Origin of the sequence: Inediibacterium massiliense (assembly GCF_001282725.1) — a bacterium.
GTDB lineage: Bacteria > Bacillota > Clostridia > Peptostreptococcales > Thermotaleaceae > Anaerophilus > Anaerophilus massiliensis.
Genome location: NZ_LN876586.1, coordinates 908,941 through 925,612, shown reverse-complemented (window position 1 = coordinate 925,612; position 16,672 = coordinate 908,941). Strand labels below are relative to the sequence as shown.

The following is a 16,672-nucleotide window of genomic DNA, read 5'->3' as shown; positions in this document are numbered from 1 at the left end:
AGGCAATAATCATACCAATAAAAAAGAGGTTTTTTTATATAATTTTCTCATTTTAAGACATATATGAAATAGAAAAGTCTCAAAATGAGAATCATTTCTCACTTTGAGACTTTTCTATTTCATATAATTTTAATTTCCTATATAAAGTTGCACGACTCATCCCCAATGCTTTAGCCGCCTTTGTAATAGATTGCTTATCTTTGCCAAAATACTTCAAAGCTTTTTGTATTTCTTTTCTTTCCAATTCTTCAATAGGAATGATTCTATCCTCTACCTTTTCAAATACATGATTTTGACTTTTTAGACGATAAGGAAGATCTATTTCTGCAACAATTTTGTTACTACACATATTTACTCCATACTCAATAGTATTTTCCAATTCTCGCACATTTCCAGGCCATTGATAAGATAAAAATTTTTCAAATACTTTTTCATTAATCTTTTCAATATTTTTATCAAGTTTTTTATTACACTTTTTAATAAAATAATCTACTAAAATAGAAATATCTTCTTTTCTCTCTCTTAAAGGAGGAATCATAATAGGAATTACATTGAGTCTATAAAATAAATCTTCTCTAAATTCTCCCTCTGACACTTTTTTCTCTAAATCTTTATTGGTAGCTGCAATCACTCGTACGTCAATCGGAATCAATTCTTTTCCTCCTACTTTTTCAATGACATACTCTTGTAATACTCGTAAAAGCTTTGTCTGTAAATGAATGGCCATATCTCCTATTTCATCTAAAAAAATGGTCCCTTTATGAGCCAATTCAAATTTTCCAGCTTTTCCACCTTTCCTAGACCCTGTAAAGGCCCCTTCTTCATAACCAAATAATTCACTTTCTAATAATTGTTCTGGAATAGCTGCACAATTAATAGGAATAAATGGTCCATTTGCTCTTTTGCTATGAAAATGAATGGCTCTAGCAAATAATTCTTTTCCTGTACCACTTTCTCCTTGTATTAAGACTGTAGATGTACTTTGAGAAGCTTTTCTCCCTTGTATTTTCACACTCTCTAAACAAGGACTATTTCCAATAATATTTTCAAAGGTAGTAATCATTGTCCCTGTAGTAATATCATTGACTACATTTAATATTTCTGAAATATTACTAAATATAAAAACTACACCAATACTTTCATCTTCCATCATAATAGGATTTGCATCAAACACACCTCTACAGTGGTACTCTCCGTTTTTGTAATGAAAAGATCTATTTTTAATAGAAATATTTTTAATAATCTCATCATCTACATCTATATCTAACAATTGATGAATATAAACATTTTTTCTATCTATACAAAATAATTCTTCTGCTTTTTTGTTATAATGTATAATCATTCCTTCTTCATTCACTGCAATAATGCCTCGATCTACTGAATGAAGTACAGTCTCTATTTCTTTTGCCATTCTTTTCATTTTCTCTGTTTTTTGTTGTTCTAAGGGTTTTGTTGCAATTAAATCTGCCATGTGATAGAGAAACTCTATAAGATTTGTAGGGTTTTCTAAAATCGCTTTCTTTTGTTTTTCTTCAAAAGCAATAAGCCCTATGACTCCTATAATTTTTTCTCCTATTTTAATAGGACAACATACTTCTGCAAACTCTTTACAGCTTTTTATTTTTTCGCATTTTAAACAAGCTATATGATTTCTTGGATTTTCAATAATAAAACTTTCTCCATTATGTAAAGCAAAATCAAAAACTGAATGTGCATTGACCTTTTGTCCTACCATATTTTTATATCGTCCAGTTGCAGCAATTCTATTTCGTTTATGATCTACGATGGTTACATCTACTTTTATAACACTAGCAATGGCCTGTGCAATCTTTTGAACACTTTCTACAATATGAATCAAATTCATATGAACCATCCTTTTTATTCCTAGTATGATAAAAAAGTTGGAATATCATTCCAACCTCCACATTTCTATTTCCTCATAAAATTTTTTTACATGATCTATATTCACATATCCTATTCCTTTGTCTATAGCATTAGCCGTACCGGTAGCCACTGCTAATTTAAAGGCTTCTTCTAAAGTCTTCTTTTTATATAAGGCAACAGCAAATCCTGCTACAAAAGCGTCTCCACAGCCTACAGCATTAATAGGAGTAACCTTTGGAGCAAATATTTTGTAGACCCCTTCTTTTGTAGTAAAAATTGCTCCTTTTTCTCCTAATGAAATCCCCACTACCTCAATTCCTTGCTTACAAATATGCTTGCATTCAAAGATGATTTTATGTTCATCATCTAATTTGTATCCTACCAATTCTTCTAGTTCCTCAAGGTTGGGTTTAATCATAAAAGGCTTGGCTTTAATTGCTTCTTCTAAATAGCTTCCACTAGCATCAATAATCATTTTTACGTTATTATCTTTTGCAATTTTTACCATATCTCCATAAATAGTTTTTGGTAGTCCTTTAGGAACAGTACCTGCTGCTACTATAATTTCACTATATTTTAATATCTTGACAAATTCTTTTACAAAAGCATTTAATTCTTTTTTTGTTACTACAGGTCCTTTCTCTGCCAAAATGGTTTCTGTATTATTTGCAGGATCTAAAATAGCAGTAAATATTCTAGATGATTCATTGATTGGAACAAAAGAAGTATAAATCCTTAGCTTGTCCAATTCTTCTTGTATAAATCTCCCAGAATATCCTCCTAAAAACCCTGTGGCATTAACTTTTTCTCCTAGTATAGAAGCTACTCGTGCCACATTCAATCCTTTTCCACCAGCAGTAATTTTTACATCATTCCTATGTAGATGATATTTTTGATTTGGTTTAAAGTCATGAATCACATAAGCTCGATCTATAGCTGGATTCAAGGTAACTGTAGTAATCATATAATCCCCTTCTTATTCTTTCCATTTTGCTAAAATATTAAAAGATACAAATCTATTATAAACACAAATCCATAATTTTGCAAAGAGTTTTTTATCACTTTACTCCTTTATTCTATCCTTTGTATCTAATCTATATAATATATCTCTTATTTCTTTTAATAGTACAATCATTTTATTGAGAGAATACTGTATACTTACAAGTATAATAAAAAATATGATTCCTCCAACAATCCAATAATTCATATTTATCCCTCCTACATTTGATTTTTACATTATTATAATTCATTTATATTTTTTTATCAAAATTTTTGAAAACAAAAACACACTGAATCAGTGTGTTTTTACTTTTCTGCTTGATTATTCTCTTCTTGATTATTTTCTTCTTGACTTACTTCCATTTTAGATATGGAAACTTCGTAGGCCATTTTTGTAATAACTTGCTCTTCTCCTAATTTCTTTTGATACTGTCTACTTTGAATCCTTCCCCAAATCTTCAAATGGTCTCCAACTTTTAATTTTTCTGAGAATCTTGCATTTCTTCCCCATGCAATACAAGGGATATAATCGGATTTGTTATAAGGCCTATTCACTGCAATTAATAAATCAGTAATTTCTCTTCCAAAAGGTGTAGACCGATACACAGGATCTTTACAAATATAGCCATCTAAATAAATTTGATTTGGGTTTTTTATCTCATCATTTTCATCATATAGTTCTATTTCTCTTGCAAAAATAGTCAAAATCAATTTGTTTTTTCCATCTGCATATTTATTGTACGATCTTAATTGCCCTTCTACATTTACAATTTTTCCCATATGTAAATTTTCATCCATAATAATACGCTCTGAGATGGTAACAGGAAGTACATCATTATGATCACTTAACCTTGGAACCCTCATCTTAAAAATATAGAATCCTTCTCCATACATTTCATGGCTAAATGTCAAAGGACTATGTATCTCTCCTATAATTGTTACCTTGTTCGTATCAATTACCTTATCAGACATGTAACTCTCACACTCCTTCCTTCATTCTTGTGTACTTTTTGGATGAATCTAACACTATATTTATTCATCAGCGGACGAGATTATGAATGAGAAATAAAAAAAGAGAAATTAATTTTTCTCTTTTACTAGATTTAGATATTTACATATATATTCTGGAAGTATTCCATACATTAATACCCCTGTGATTGCTCCTAATATAGAATATATATGATTTCTATCTACTCTTCTGACTTCAACAGGAAATTCCATAGGATATATTTCCATATGATCATGGGTGGTAAACCCTCTTTGAATACAACAATAAAATTTTACAAATGAAGCTTCATCTATACTAGAAGCAGTAATAGTTGCTTTGGAGCAAAAGCCATAAGTAATGATCATCTTATTTTTTGCATGCTCTAAAATATTTATATTTTTGAGATCATCTGCATTCCATATAATGATACTATTTTCATTTAATCTATTTAGTATTTTTTTATATACAGCTAACTCCTCTTGTGTATAATTTTTATTCATATAGGTATAAATTATGGTATCTAAGTAGAAATTCTCGCACAACTCAGATAAACTATTATGATTGATCTCTATGATCAAAACATCTACTTTTCTTTTGATCATTTCATCTAATACATTGTTTTTTTTATTTATTATTTCATTGTCTATATATGTACCTTTTGAAGAAATATTTGCTATCTTTAATCCATGCTTTTCAAATAAATAAGCCATCCATTGTGCCATTATTGTTTTTCCACTTCCTCCAGCAATTCCAATAATCTTCATTGAACTTCCATTTTGAATATACACGGATTCATCTCCTTTTTAAAAATCTTATATTCTTATATTTTTCCTCATCCTTATAGGAATATGTATTTCAAAACAAAAGAATAAGTTCTCACTTAAAAATGAGAACTTATTCTTTTCCATTCTTTTTCTGCATTCCTGTATGATCAACATAATAGTCTTCTTTTAAAATGAGCTCTGATATAGGAACAATTTCATATCCTTCTTTTTGTAATTTTTGGATTACTGAAGGAAGATATTTCAATATATATTTTGCATTATTGTGAAATAGTACAATAGAACCCTTCTTTACATTTCGAGTTACTCGATCTACTACTGGTTGATCTCCTAGTTCTTTCCAATCTAGAGAGTCTACATCCCATTGAATGGTATAATAACCATTTTTTTTAGCTGTTTCAATCAAAAGATTGTTATAATCTCCAAAGGGAGGTCTAAATAAATTTAGATTTTTTCCTGTAATTTTTTCAATCTTTTCTCCTGTTTCATTTAATTCTTTTTCAATTTGTTGTGCAGATAATTTGGACATATGAGGATGGGTACTAGAATGATTTCCTATCTCATGACCTCTATCATAAATTTTTTTTACTTGATCAGGATATTTATCTACCCAAAATCCAACTAAGAAAAAAGTAGCTTTTACATTGTATTGATCTAAAATATCTAAGATTCCTTCTGTATATTGATCTCCCCAAGCTGCATCAAAACTTATAGCTAATTTTTTTTGTGAAGTATCTACACAATATATAGGAAGAACTTTGTCCTTATTCATAACACCTACAATTGCATTTCCAAAATCCCCAAGATATAGAAATGACATCACAAGCAGCAGGATAATCATGATTACACCCAAAACAATTTTTTTATGAATAATCCATATTCTCATCTTTTTCCCCCCTTATCACACCATGTAATGATACTATTAAATATATTCTAAAATGATCCTAATATGCTAAAAACTTTTTAGTCATATATTCTGTTAGATCCATATAAATATAAAATAATAAAACGAAGTACATCAAAAGGAGAGAATCAATGTGCTTTCTATTCTTATAGGAACTATCTTAGGGATTATTATTTTTTTTATAGGTATGATGATGATTACTACTTCTATGCAAAGCTTATCTCACAATCACTTAAAAAAAATCATTGCTTCCCTTACTAAAAATCCATTATTAGGTATTTTAGTAGGAATCTTAGTTACTGCCGTACTCCAAAGCAGTAGCACAACTTCTGTACTTGTAGTAAGTTTAGTAAATTCTAGAGTGATGAATCTATATCAAGCAGCTTCTGTCATGATGGGTGCAAATATTGGCACAACTTTTACAGGGCAGTTGCTTAGTTTTAACTTCTTCTTTTGGATTCCCCATATTCTTATGGTAGGAGTTCTACTTTTTTATCTCAATTTTAGTTCTTTCACCAAAAACATAGGTAAATTTTTCATAGGATTTTCTTTTCTTTTTATGGGAATTCAAATGATGGTTATTTTTTTAAAACCCTTAAATAACATTATGGAATTTCAAAATCTGATTCTTTCTATAGAAAATCAAAAAATGAAAGGAATTTTCATTGGTGCCATCACTACCACTATTATACAAAGTAGTTCAACAGGCATTGCTATTTTACAAGGTCTTGCAGCCAATCATTCCATTGGAATTTTTCAAGCTTTTCCAATTATCCTAGGTCAAAATATAGGAACTTGTAGCACTACTCTTTTTTCAAGTATGATTACTGATAAAAATGGAAAACGAGCTGCTATGATTCACCTTTTATTTAATATAGGAGGAAGTATTCTATTTTATCCTTTTTGTCACACTTTTTCTCATTTTATTTATTCTATAACTCCTATAGATCCTATAAAACAAATTGCCAATGCACATACTTTATTTAACTTTATTAGTTTGTGTATTTTCCTTCCATTTATCAATAAAATGGTAGATTTTTCAAAAAAAATCATTCCATAATTTATTGTAATAAAAATTGTTGAATGCTCTGTTTCAATTCTTCCGCCATTTTAGAAAGATCCTGACTTGCAGAAGCAACTTCCTCTATAGCTGCAAGTTGTTCCTGTGTAGATGCTGAAACTTCCTCTGTTGCAGCTGATGTTTCTATAGATATGGAAGATAAACTTTGCGTCATACTTACAATTTCATTTTTACTTTTTTCCATATCTTTAGTATATTCTTCTACTTGAGATATTTTTTCTGATAATTCGCTTACAGCTTCAATAATATCCACAAATAGTTTTTTTGCTTCTTTTACTGTATATTCATTTTCCTTCACAATATTTTGTGTTTCATTCATAAGTTGTACGGATACATTCGATTGATTTTGTACTCCTTGTATTAAATTTTGAATTTGATCTACAGCATCTCTAGATCCTTCTGCTAATTTTCTAATTTCCTCTGCTACTACCACAAACCCTTTTCCACTTTCACCTGCCCTTGCAGCTTCTATAGAAGCATTTAAAGCAAGAAGATTTGTTTGTTGAGCAATTTGCCCTATAGTTTCTATAATCATACCAATTTTTTGAGCTTGTTCATCTACTTCTAATATATTTTGATGAACATTCGTAGTAGCTTGAGTGGTCTTTTGTGATTTTTGAGTTAATAACTCTACCATATTTAATCCTTGATTACTTTTTTGATCTGTTTGAAAAGAAATATTATACATTTGACCTGCTAATGTAATCACATTCTCAATTTTATCTGCCAAATCATTTGCTTTTTTAACTCCTTCTTCCATTTCCTTTGCTTGAGTAGATGCTCCTTGGGCAATATTTTCAACTCCTTTTGCTACTTCATGAATAGCAATAGTAGTTTGTTCTGTTGTTTGTGATAAAAAGTTAGATGTAGATGCTACGATTTCTGAAGAATTACTTATTTTCCCTAAAAGATCATTTAAAGTATCTATCAAATAATTTAAATTCTTTGAAATATCTCCTGTTTCATCTTTTGAATTTACATTACATGTAACCGTTAAATTTTGATTTTTCATTTCTTCTATGGTCTGTACAATTTTTTTGATTCTTCCTGTAATCTTTTTGATAAAAAGTACTGATATAGCAATCGTGATCATCATAATGATCATAATCACTACGACAAACTTGAATATCACCGCTTTCACTGTTTCTTGAATATGATCTGTTGGTACTCCTACAAACCAAATTCCAATCACTTTCCCCTGTTTATTGTAAATAGGCGTATATTTTGTATGATATAACTTACCTGCCACATTTGCTTGACCTATAAAGTCTTGTCCCTCTTCTACTTTATCTGCAACTTCCTTAGATATTTTAGTTCCTACAGCACGAGCTCCATTTGCATTTTGTACATTTGTAGAAACCCTCACATAAGGAGCCTCTCTATATCCGTTTGTTTCTTCTAAGGATATATTTTCTGCTTTCATAAATATAGTAGCAGCAGAACCTGTCTGTTTTAGAATTGTATCTACTAATTCATAGTTTCCATTTTCTTCTTTTCCATCTCCTAAACAGATTTGTCCTTTATATATTTTTTCATTCTCAATCTTCCAATCTCCTGGGTATTTTTGTTCTAAAAGCTCATAACCCATATGTAAATCCCCATCTAATTTTCTTTCTATTTCTTCTGTTGCTAGTTGTGTAATAAAATATTTTGCCATTGTAGTAGTACTCACTCCTAATAAAAGAAATGCCCCTACCATAATCAGAATCAGTTTTTCTTGTAATTTCATGAACTCTGCCTCCTATTTTTCTAAAATATATACTGTGAATAACTAGCTTTTATTATAAATTTATTAAATAATTTCCTTGAAAAGTTTTAATTTGCATTTTTTAAAAATACTGGCATTCATATTTTTTATAATATTACAAAAACTAATTTTGAATGTTCATTCATTCAAAATTTCTTCTTAAGGAGGATTTTCTTTGTCTACTATTAGAAGTCAATACACTAATATTAAAGGTGATCGTGTAGAATTAGGACGAAGAACATTTAAAACAGAAGAAAGACATTTCTTACGAGAAGCCAAATCTCAAAAAGCACAGCTTGAAAGTTCTCATCAACATGGAACTCGAAAAGATGTAAAAGTAAAAATGAACAGAAAGCTCACATAGGGTAGGGTTCCTACCCTATCTTTTTAAAATATGGCTTCCTTTTTCACAAACCTTTATACATATACCACAAACTACTCCTCTTCCTATGTGCTGATAATGGTTATGCATATGAGTACTACATGCTCTTACATCTATTAATTCCTTTCTTTCTATATTGGGATGCCATAGTTCTCCTCTTAGTGCCAATGTCGGACATGCTCTTACGCATTTAGTACATGCTCCACACTGAGACTTTGTAATAGGATCATCATAATTTAATTCCATATTTGTAAGGACTGTTCCAAGTCTCACCCTTGGGCCAAATTCTTCTGTTACCAAACAAGCATTTTTGCCGATCCATCCAATACCTGCTCTTGTAGCTGCGGTTCTGTGTTGAAAAATTCCACTATATTCTTTTCCATCTATATTTACACTTTGAGAAGCTGGTATTGCCATAGCTAAATATCCTAAACTTTGTAGGTGCATAGAAATTTTTAAAGTCAATTGATCTATAAAAGCATTGACAGTCCTATAGTGATGAAAATATGTGTGAGTAGGTTCATCTTTGATTTGACTAATAATTTCATCTGACAATCGAATCCCAATAGAAATTCCTGTTTTTAAATGTTTTAAATCATTAGGTAATACATCTTCTAAGAATCCAAACCCTACTTTAGATGCTCCCCATTCTTTTATTTTTTCTCTTAATATTTCTGTTTGATTCATGAAATTCCTCCTTTGTTTCTTTCATTGTACGATTTATATTTTATTGATACAAATGAATTTTTTTCAAAAGCATATTATTATTTCCATTTACTCTATGAATTATAGATGATTACAAAATATACTAACATATATTTTATAAAATTGGTTAAATTAATAGTACAACATCTTAATAAGATGTTTTTTAAAAAAACTATTAAAACAACCGTTTGGGAGGGAATACAAATGGCAAACAGAAATAAAGCTGTAGTTCCAGAAGCAAGAATGGCATTAAATCAAATGAAAGCTGAGATTGCAAGTGAACTTGGACTTGCTAATTATGAAAATATTGATAAGGGAACTTTAACTTCAAGACAAAACGGCTATGTAGGTGGATACATGACAAAACGCCTTGTAGAAGCTGCTGAAAGAAGTATGGCTGGAAAATAAATAAAATAAAAGGAGAAGTGCTTAAGCATTTCTCCTTTTATTTTTCCCATTTTCTTTAGAATATGCTATAATTATTATAGAAAAGTCCATGTTTTCATAAAGTAGGTGAGAATATGTTTTATGACAACACAAAACAATTAGCAGAACACAAATTAATTTTATTGTACATATTTGATAAATTCTCCATGGCTTTAACCAATGGACAAATTACACAATTTGTCATGGAAAAAGATTATATGAATTACTTTTTACTTCAACAATTTTTAGGAGAATTAGTCAATACTGGAATGCTTGAATACAGCAAAAACTCAGATAACTTTTTTTATGTTTTAACAGAAAAAGGAAGACGGACTTTACAATATTTTAAAAATAGATTGTCTAATGATTTAATTGAACAATTAGATCAATCTATAGAACAAAAGAAACAGATTTTGCTAAAAGAAATGCAGGTTATGGCAGATTATTCTAAGAATGGAGAAAATGAGTATATAGTGGATTTAAAAGTCATCGAAAATAATATTATGCTCATTGATTTAAAGCTTAATGTAGTTTCTAATAAACACGCTAAGCAAATCTGTGAAAAGTGGAAAAAAGAAGCACCCAATATTTATGGAGACATTATTGGTCTTTTGATCAAATCATAACCCCCTACGTTATTTTATTTAAACGAGGGGGTTATGTGCATAAAATACCACTAGGTTCTACTCCTACCAAAATATTTTTTATAACTTTTAAAGTTTTTATTTCTATAATAGATAAAGTATTATCTTGTATATTCCCTACAAATAAAAATTTATTTCTTTCATCTTTTTTTATACTAGATGGCATTCTTCCTACATGAATTTCATCTATAATTTTATGAGTTTTAATATTTAAGACATGTACTACATCTAGTTCTGCATCTGTAATGTATAAAAGATTCTCATCCTTTCCAACGATAGCTTCAATAGGCATCTTTCCTACTGGTATTTCATCTAATACTTTCATATCTTTACTATCTAAAATAGTAATTTTCCCTTGATCCATTGCTAAAAAGCTTGTGCTTACAACAAATATAAGATTACCGTCTTTATTTAGAGTAATATGATAAGGATTTTCATGTACAGATATGGTTTTTTCTACATCATTATTCATGGTATCAATCATAGTTATAGTATTTGAATCTACATTGGTCACATATAATTTTCTTTGATCATGACTTAACTTCACATCATGAGGCATAGTTCCTACAGGAATTTGAGTAATCAAACTATTTTTTTCAAGATGAATAGCAGAAATAGAATTAGAGTCTGTATTGGATACATAAATCATTTTATTTTTTTTACATATGGCTATATGACTTGGACAACTTCCTACATATACTTGATCTACAAGTTTATTCTGAATTAAATCCACAATACTAATGCTTCCATGATGTGAATTGGTTATATAAAGATATTTCCTATTATAATCTATATCCGCATCATGAGGTCCAAAAACAGGCTGTTTTCCTTTATAGAAAAAGCCTTCATACAACCTAATTTTATATAATAGAGCTTTACTGAATAAATCTAGTACTGAAATGGTATCTTCTCCCATGTTCAAAACAAAAACAGTATTTTCTAATTTTCTCTCCATCCCTTCACCCCTAAAATCCACCTCTTTGAAGATTTCATTACTTTATATCATCTTATGCATAGAAATTTTTCTTGTGAACGATTTCTATTGACCTTTTACGATTTATGTATTACTATCTTCTATAGATTATATATAGGAGGTTTAGTCATGTATTCTTATCAAACAACAGGAGTCTGTGCAAAGGAAATTTATTTTTCAGTAGAAAGCAATAAAATAAAAGATGTACAATTTTTAGGAGGATGTTCCGGAAATTTGCAAGGCATTAGTCGATTAGTACAAGGAATGGATATAGATGAAGCCATCAAAAAACTTAGTGGTATTCGCTGTGGAAATAAAAATACATCTTGTCCAGATCAATTTTCTAAAGCACTTCTTGCTCTTAAGGAGCAAATTGCATAAATAAAAAAATAATGATCATTTCTAAACAAATAAAGATTCTTTAGATAAAGAATCTTTATTTGTTTAGACAGTTTTTGTATAACATTTCTTTAGAACAAGAAATATTCCTTGTTTTGGCTTCTCTTATTAATTGATCACATAATGTAAATTTTTCCTTATAATATCTATCATCTGCCTTTAAATGATCAAAAGTATCATGCATCTTATGTATCAATTCTTCATCACTTAACCTTTTAAAAGGTCTAAAATTATATATTTTCATAAAATCCCCCCATTCATATACTCTATTATATGAATAGGGGGATTTTTTTATTATATATTAAGATAAACGATCTTCTTTTTCTGTTAATTTTTTATGCATCCAATCTTTACCCTCTACCATTCTTGTTACAAGCATAGCTGCTAATGTATCTCCTGTAGCATTTACCATAGTAGCTGGAGGATCCACTAAATATCCAATGGTTGCAATAATAGGAAATGCTTCTGGAGGAAAACCATACATATTTACAATTAACATTTCTCCAATCAGTCCTCCTCCAGGAACACCAGACATAACTACTCCACCTAAAACAGATAATAAAAGTGCACTTAAATAAGTTCCCATTCCTGTAAAAGGTATATCAAAAATTCCAAACATAAAAGAAATTTTTAATATAGAACTTAAACAAGTACCGTCCATATGCATAGTGGCTCCCATAGGTAGTACAATATCCCGAATATCTTTAGGCACACCTATTTTTTTACAAGCCTCTAAATTTACAGGTAGAGTTGCAATACTACTTTGAGTAGCTAAAGAAGTTACTGCAGGAGAAACAATAGCTCTAAAATAAGTTCCAATTCCTTCCTTTCCTGCTGCAATATAAGCATATACGGTAAATGCAATAAAAAAATATAAAATACAAATAGGATAATAAATAGCCATAGCTCTTGCATAAGAGCCTAATAGCTCTGGTCCAAAGGTACCAATCAAAGAAGCAAAATAAGCTCCAAGTCCAATAGGTGCATAATACATAAGGATTGAAACCATTTTTAAAAATACTTCAGATAAAACATTGAGTCCATTGGCAATAACTTTTCCTTTTTCTCCTACTAAGCTTACACAAATACCAAAGAATATAGAAAAAACAATCAAAGGTAACATATTCTTTCTAGAAATCAAATCTGGAAAGTCTTGTACTGTTACGGCTGCTACAATTTGATCTGCTGTTTTAAAGGGTTCAATGGTTTGTGCAGCCTCCATTTTTAATTGTACCCCTTGAGCTGGAGGAAATACATTGACAACTACAATCATAATAAATGCTGCAATCAGTCCAGTAATTGCAAATACTAAAAATAAATTTCCCAATATTTTTCCTAACCTTTTCATATTTGCCATATTCGCTACAGCACTACTAATTGTAACAAAAACTAATGGAACCACAATTGTAAACATACCATTGAGAAAAATATCTCCTAATGGTTTAAATACATTTGCTTTTTCTCCCATAACAATTCCTAAAACACTTCCTAAAATAATTGCGCCTATTAAAATAATAGGAAATCTATAAGCCTCCCATAAGCTCTGCTTTTGTGTATTCTCCATTTTATTGCCCTCCTTTACTATTTTTTTGAATAGATCTTTTATTCATTTTAATATTAGTTTTTCATGTAAGTCAATATATTCCTATTCTTTTTATTCATTATGAAAAAAAGTTAAGAATTTTCTAAGCTTCCATTCTTAACTTTATAAAATATGTATCTATATTACTTTAATTCTAATAAAGATATAATGATCTCATCCTCTATATCTTTCATAGATTTTTTATCCTCTGATGATAAAAAATTATTAGAAATAATTGAAAAAATCCATTTATTCTTTCCATCCTCTGTAACATATCCAGAAATAGCAGAAACAGAAGTCATCGAACCCGTCTTTGCATGAATTTTCCCAGAAGCTTTTGTATTTTTCATTCTATTTCTAAGAGTTCCACCTACCATTCTTTCTTCTACTCCAGCGATAGGAAGAGATTGAAATAATTCTTCAAACCATTCTTCATTTTGAACCTCATATAACAATTTAGAAATTTCTTTGGTAGAAATCAAATCATGTCTGGAGAGTCCAGAACCATCTTTAATGCAAATAGTCGATATATTGATCCCTATTTTTTTTTAGATACTCGTTTACAATTTTAAGTCCATGATCCCAACTTCCTTCATTACATTTTATTTTCCCCATAGTTTTTACTAAAATTTCTGCATGACCATTATTACTTAACTTCTCAAATGGAATCATTAACTCTGATAAAGGCATAGATTTTTTTTGTACAAGTAAAGTTGCATGATTAGGAGTTTTTTCATACAATACATTACCATTTATCTTCATACCCTTTTCTTTTAAAATATTAGAAAATATACATCCTACCAATTGAGTAGGCTCCCAAACACTTACATAATTTTTTTCTTCTATATTTTTTTGAAAAGGCATACTTCCTGTAATAACAATTTTATTCGTACCATGTTCTCTTTCCACAGAAATATTAGGCTCTCCATTCTTTGTAGTGATTCCTTTATTTTCAATAGTTACATAGTCATTTTTAGGCGTGATTTCTGCCTTAACTGAGCTACCTATTTGATCTCCTGCCTTTACAGTTACTAAAACTGTTCCTGCATTATAATCTTCATCTGGTGAAATCGTTAAAGCTGATATCTGAGCCCCATAATCATATGGTTCATCTCCCCATTCCATATCATTACTTAACCTTACATGATCAAAGTAAGTATCATCTAAGATCAAGTTCCCTTCAATTTCTTTCATTCCCTTACTTACTAATTCATTCACAAGAAATTCATAATCTTTTTTTAACATAGTAGGATCGCCTGTACCTTTTAGATACAAATTTCCTTTTAAAGTACTGTCAATTTGAATACCATCTGTATACAGCTGTGTACTCCATCTATAGTCTTTTCCTAATGTATCTAAAGCAGCTGCACCCGTAATTAATTTTAAATTTGATGCTGGATTAAGTCGAATATCTTCATTATAAGAAAAAATGATTTCTCCAGTTTCAGCTGATCGTATTACAATACTTCCTATAGCTCCATTATATATTTCAGAATTTAAAATTTGTTTTATATTTTCAGAAAACTCTCGAGAGATATTTGCATCCGTATTGCTATCTGCATAAGTCAAGGTAGGAAAAATCAGCGTTACAATTAAAAATAGAATCCACATACTTTTACATAATGTTTTTTTTCTTCCGATCACATTACAACCTCCTTACTAAGCAATATTTCATATACACCTTATCCTAAAACTTCTTGAATCACCCTTAAAGAATTTTTATAAAAAATTTTTTCAATTTCTTCTTCTGAAAAATTATTTTTCTGCAATCCATGTATTAATTTATGAATTTCTCCCATATTAGAAATTTCTAATCCATCACTAATGCCATCAAAGTCTGTTCCTATAGATAAAACATCTATTCCTCCAATATTTTTAATATGTTTAATATGAGCAACCATATCCTCTACTTTACTCATAGATCCTTCTCCTAAAAATTCTTTTTCAAAATTAATTCCAATGACTCCCCCTTTATTTGCTAGAATTTGAATCATATGATCTGTTAGATTTCTAGTATGATTTTTAATGGATCTAGCATTAGAATGAGATGCAATAAAAGGCTTTTTAGAGAGTTTAGAAACATGATAAAATCCACCATCTGATAAATGAGAAACGTCTATCAACATACCTAATCTATTCATTTCATAAACTACTTCTTCTCCAAATTTTGTAAGGCATTGGTCTTGATATACTCCTCCTGCACTTGGGTACCCTATTTCATTAGGATAATTCCATGTAAGAGTAATCAAACGAACTCCTAATCTATAAAAATTTTTCAGATGATGAATTTTTCCCTTTAGTGCTCCTCCTTCTTCAATTGTTAAAAATGCAGAAATTTTTCCTTCTTTTTCATTTTTCATTAACTCTTCATAATTTTTTGCAATACAAATACTATCTTTATTTTTGTTCATCTCTATGTAAAATTTATCTAACATTTCTAGAGCATTTTCTAGTGGACCTTCTCCTTTTAAATCTATATATAATGCAAAAAATTGAGCCATAGAATTTGCTTTTTTTAATTTTTCAATATCTATACTGTACAGATTTCTTTTTAATTCCAAGCTTTCTTTATCTTCCATTAATCGAAGTATGGTATCACAATGCAAGTCAATCACTCTCATAATATGGCCTCCATTTTTTATGCAAAGAAAATTTTACATACTACCACTGCTGTTATAAACCCTGCTAAGTCTGCTAAAAGTCCTGCTGGAATAGCGTGCCTTGTATTTTTAATAGCAACAGCTCCAAAATAAACGGCAATCACATAAAAAGTAGTTTCTGTAGATCCCATCATAACAGATGCAATATGTCCTATCATAGAATCTGGTCCGTAAGTTTTAAGAAGATCTCCTAATATCCCCTGTGCTCCTCCTCCAGATAGAGGTCTCATAAATGCCATAGGAAGTACTTCTCCAGGAATACCTAAAAGATTTGTCACTGGACTAAGTATTTTTGTTAAACCATCCATGGCTCCAGATGCTCTAAATATACCAATTCCAACTAACATAGCTACCAAATAAGGAATAATCCTTACGGCAGTTGTAAATCCTTCCTTCGCTCCATCTGTAAATGCTTCATACACTTTAACTTTTTTAAAATATCCATATAAAGGAATAGTTATCAACATAAATGGCACTGCGTATTTTGAAATTACACTAAGAATGTTTATAAACATA

20 protein-coding genes are annotated in these 16,672 nt (G+C 29.8%); 5 read left to right on the top strand and 15 right to left on the bottom strand.

Features of this window, described 5'->3' with window-relative positions; genetic code table 11:
• Window positions 1-91 precede the first annotated feature (91 nt).
• From BN2409_RS08155 to pdaB, 6 genes are all read right to left on the bottom strand, one after another.
• Window positions 92-1,864 (bottom strand): sigma-54 interaction domain-containing protein, encoded by a 1,773-nt coding sequence (locus tag BN2409_RS08155; protein ID WP_053956131.1) that lies wholly within the window; start codon window positions 1,862-1,864, stop codon window positions 92-94.
• Window positions 1,865-1,909: 45 nt separating this feature from the next.
• Complete coding sequence (locus tag BN2409_RS08150) at window positions 1,910-2,848, bottom strand: 1-phosphofructokinase family hexose kinase (protein WP_053956130.1); 939 nt, start codon at window positions 2,846-2,848, stop codon at window positions 1,910-1,912.
• Between the two features lie 99 nt (window positions 2,849-2,947).
• Window positions 2,948-3,091 carry a hypothetical protein gene (locus BN2409_RS17195; RefSeq protein WP_199872962.1) on the bottom strand — a complete coding sequence of 48 codons (144 nt, stop codon included), beginning with the start codon at window positions 3,089-3,091 and terminating at the stop codon, window positions 2,948-2,950.
• A 98-nt stretch (window positions 3,092-3,189) separates the two neighbouring features.
• Window positions 3,190-3,855, bottom strand: a complete 666-nt coding sequence (locus tag BN2409_RS08145; RefSeq protein ID WP_053956129.1) for a single-stranded DNA-binding protein — start codon at window positions 3,853-3,855, stop codon at window positions 3,190-3,192.
• A gap of 108 nt (window positions 3,856-3,963) precedes the next feature.
• Entirely contained in the window at window positions 3,964-4,659 is a 696-nt protein-coding gene (locus BN2409_RS08140; RefSeq protein WP_053956128.1) for a Mur ligase family protein, read from the bottom strand.
• A gap of 106 nt (window positions 4,660-4,765) precedes the next feature.
• Window positions 4,766-5,539 (bottom strand): polysaccharide deacetylase family sporulation protein PdaB, encoded by a 774-nt coding sequence (pdaB, locus tag BN2409_RS08135; RefSeq protein WP_053956127.1) that lies wholly within the window; start codon window positions 5,537-5,539, stop codon window positions 4,766-4,768.
• Between the two features lie 151 nt (window positions 5,540-5,690).
• On the opposite strand from pdaB, the gene BN2409_RS08130 reads away from it, so the two are divergent.
• On the top strand, window positions 5,691-6,617 hold the full coding sequence (locus BN2409_RS08130; RefSeq protein ID WP_053956126.1) for a Na/Pi cotransporter family protein: 927 nt from the start codon (window positions 5,691-5,693) through the stop codon (window positions 6,615-6,617).
• Window position 6,618: 1 nt separating this feature from the next.
• Here BN2409_RS08130 and BN2409_RS08125 read toward each other — a convergent pair whose 3' ends face one another.
• Window positions 6,619-8,367, bottom strand: coding sequence for a methyl-accepting chemotaxis protein (locus tag BN2409_RS08125; RefSeq protein ID WP_053956125.1), 1,749 nt, complete (start codon window positions 8,365-8,367; stop codon window positions 6,619-6,621).
• 193 nt (window positions 8,368-8,560) lie between these two features.
• Here BN2409_RS08125 and BN2409_RS08120 point away from each other — a divergent pair, with 193 nt between their 5' ends.
• Complete coding sequence (locus BN2409_RS08120) at window positions 8,561-8,749, top strand: hypothetical protein (protein WP_053956124.1); 189 nt, start codon at window positions 8,561-8,563, stop codon at window positions 8,747-8,749.
• A 15-nt stretch (window positions 8,750-8,764) separates the two neighbouring features.
• Here the strand turns inward: BN2409_RS08120 and BN2409_RS08115 are convergent, their stop codons facing one another.
• The gene (locus BN2409_RS08115; protein WP_053956123.1) at window positions 8,765-9,454 is read right to left on the bottom strand and encodes a 4Fe-4S double cluster binding domain-containing protein; all 690 of its coding nucleotides are present in this window, start codon (window positions 9,452-9,454) and stop codon (window positions 8,765-8,767) included.
• Window positions 9,455-9,676: 222 nt separating this feature from the next.
• Here BN2409_RS08115 and BN2409_RS08110 point away from each other — a divergent pair, with 222 nt between their 5' ends.
• Together BN2409_RS08110 and BN2409_RS08105 are read left to right on the top strand one after the other, a co-directional pair.
• Window positions 9,677-9,880 carry an alpha/beta-type small acid-soluble spore protein gene (locus BN2409_RS08110; RefSeq protein WP_053956122.1) on the top strand — a complete coding sequence of 68 codons (204 nt, stop codon included), beginning with the start codon at window positions 9,677-9,679 and terminating at the stop codon, window positions 9,878-9,880.
• Window positions 9,881-9,993: 113 nt separating this feature from the next.
• The gene (locus BN2409_RS08105; protein WP_053956121.1) at window positions 9,994-10,524 is read left to right on the top strand and encodes a DUF4364 family protein; all 531 of its coding nucleotides are present in this window, start codon (window positions 9,994-9,996) and stop codon (window positions 10,522-10,524) included.
• Window positions 10,525-10,555: 31 nt separating this feature from the next.
• Here the strand turns inward: BN2409_RS08105 and BN2409_RS08100 are convergent, their stop codons facing one another.
• Window positions 10,556-11,497, bottom strand: coding sequence for a YncE family protein (locus BN2409_RS08100; RefSeq protein WP_053956120.1), 942 nt, complete (start codon window positions 11,495-11,497; stop codon window positions 10,556-10,558).
• A 147-nt stretch (window positions 11,498-11,644) separates the two neighbouring features.
• On the opposite strand from BN2409_RS08100, the gene BN2409_RS08095 reads away from it, so the two are divergent.
• Window positions 11,645-11,896 carry a TIGR03905 family TSCPD domain-containing protein gene (locus BN2409_RS08095; protein WP_053956119.1) on the top strand — a complete coding sequence of 84 codons (252 nt, stop codon included), beginning with the start codon at window positions 11,645-11,647 and terminating at the stop codon, window positions 11,894-11,896.
• A gap of 55 nt (window positions 11,897-11,951) precedes the next feature.
• On the opposite strand, the gene BN2409_RS08090 is transcribed toward BN2409_RS08095, so the two are convergent.
• From BN2409_RS08090 to BN2409_RS08065, 6 genes are all read right to left on the bottom strand, one after another.
• Complete coding sequence (locus tag BN2409_RS08090) at window positions 11,952-12,158, bottom strand: hypothetical protein (RefSeq protein WP_053956118.1); 207 nt, start codon at window positions 12,156-12,158, stop codon at window positions 11,952-11,954.
• Window positions 12,159-12,215: 57 nt separating this feature from the next.
• Window positions 12,216-13,478, bottom strand: a complete 1,263-nt coding sequence (locus tag BN2409_RS08085) for a dicarboxylate/amino acid:cation symporter (RefSeq protein ID WP_053956117.1) — start codon at window positions 13,476-13,478, stop codon at window positions 12,216-12,218.
• Window positions 13,479-13,639: 161 nt separating this feature from the next.
• Window positions 13,640-14,011 carry a D-alanyl-D-alanine carboxypeptidase gene (locus BN2409_RS17640; protein WP_330375413.1) on the bottom strand — a complete coding sequence of 124 codons (372 nt, stop codon included), beginning with the start codon at window positions 14,009-14,011 and terminating at the stop codon, window positions 13,640-13,642.
• Entirely contained in the window at window positions 14,007-15,140 is a 1,134-nt protein-coding gene (gene dacB / locus BN2409_RS08075; RefSeq protein ID WP_053956115.1) for a D-alanyl-D-alanine carboxypeptidase/D-alanyl-D-alanine endopeptidase, read from the bottom strand. The genes BN2409_RS17640 and dacB overlap by 5 nt, the downstream gene beginning before the upstream one ends.
• A 38-nt stretch (window positions 15,141-15,178) precedes the next feature.
• On the bottom strand, window positions 15,179-16,117 hold the full coding sequence (locus tag BN2409_RS08070) for a dipeptidase (RefSeq protein ID WP_053956114.1): 939 nt from the start codon (window positions 16,115-16,117) through the stop codon (window positions 15,179-15,181).
• 17 nt (window positions 16,118-16,134) lie between these two features.
• Window positions 16,135-16,671, bottom strand: a complete 537-nt coding sequence (locus BN2409_RS08065; RefSeq protein WP_053956113.1) for a spore maturation protein — start codon at window positions 16,669-16,671, stop codon at window positions 16,135-16,137.
• Window position 16,672: the final 1 nt, after the last annotated feature.

Bases quoted from the DNA above. Each gene is read 5' to 3' on its own strand.
- pdaB (WP_053956127.1), bottom strand. From the start codon at position 5,539: ATGAGAATATGGATTATTCATAAAAAAATTGTTTTGGGTGTAATCATG.
- BN2409_RS08095 (WP_053956119.1), top strand. From the start codon at position 11,645: ATGTATTCTTATCAAACAACAGGAGTCTGTGCAAAGGAAATTTATTTT.
- BN2409_RS08115 (WP_053956123.1), bottom strand. From the start codon at position 9,454: ATGAATCAAACAGAAATATTAAGAGAAAAAATAAAAGAATGGGGAGCA.
- BN2409_RS08150 (WP_053956130.1), bottom strand. From the start codon at position 2,848: ATGATTACTACAGTTACCTTGAATCCAGCTATAGATCGAGCTTATGTG.
- BN2409_RS08065 (WP_053956113.1), bottom strand. From the start codon at position 16,671: ATGTTTATAAACATTCTTAGTGTAATTTCAAAATACGCAGTGCCATTT.
- BN2409_RS08110 (WP_053956122.1), top strand. From the start codon at position 9,677: ATGGCAAACAGAAATAAAGCTGTAGTTCCAGAAGCAAGAATGGCATTA.
- BN2409_RS17195 (WP_199872962.1), bottom strand. From the start codon at position 3,091: ATGAATTATTGGATTGTTGGAGGAATCATATTTTTTATTATACTTGTA.
- BN2409_RS08145 (WP_053956129.1), bottom strand. From the start codon at position 3,855: ATGTCTGATAAGGTAATTGATACGAACAAGGTAACAATTATAGGAGAG.
- BN2409_RS08155 (WP_053956131.1), bottom strand. From the start codon at position 1,864: ATGAATTTGATTCATATTGTAGAAAGTGTTCAAAAGATTGCACAGGCC.
- BN2409_RS08090 (WP_053956118.1), bottom strand. From the start codon at position 12,158: ATGAAAATATATAATTTTAGACCTTTTAAAAGGTTAAGTGATGAAGAA.
- BN2409_RS08070 (WP_053956114.1), bottom strand. From the start codon at position 16,117: ATGAGAGTGATTGACTTGCATTGTGATACCATACTTCGATTAATGGAA.
- BN2409_RS08105 (WP_053956121.1), top strand. From the start codon at position 9,994: ATGTTTTATGACAACACAAAACAATTAGCAGAACACAAATTAATTTTA.
- BN2409_RS08085 (WP_053956117.1), bottom strand. From the start codon at position 13,478: ATGGAGAATACACAAAAGCAGAGCTTATGGGAGGCTTATAGATTTCCT.
- BN2409_RS08100 (WP_053956120.1), bottom strand. From the start codon at position 11,497: ATGGAGAGAAAATTAGAAAATACTGTTTTTGTTTTGAACATGGGAGAA.
- BN2409_RS08125 (WP_053956125.1), bottom strand. From the start codon at position 8,367: ATGAAATTACAAGAAAAACTGATTCTGATTATGGTAGGGGCATTTCTT.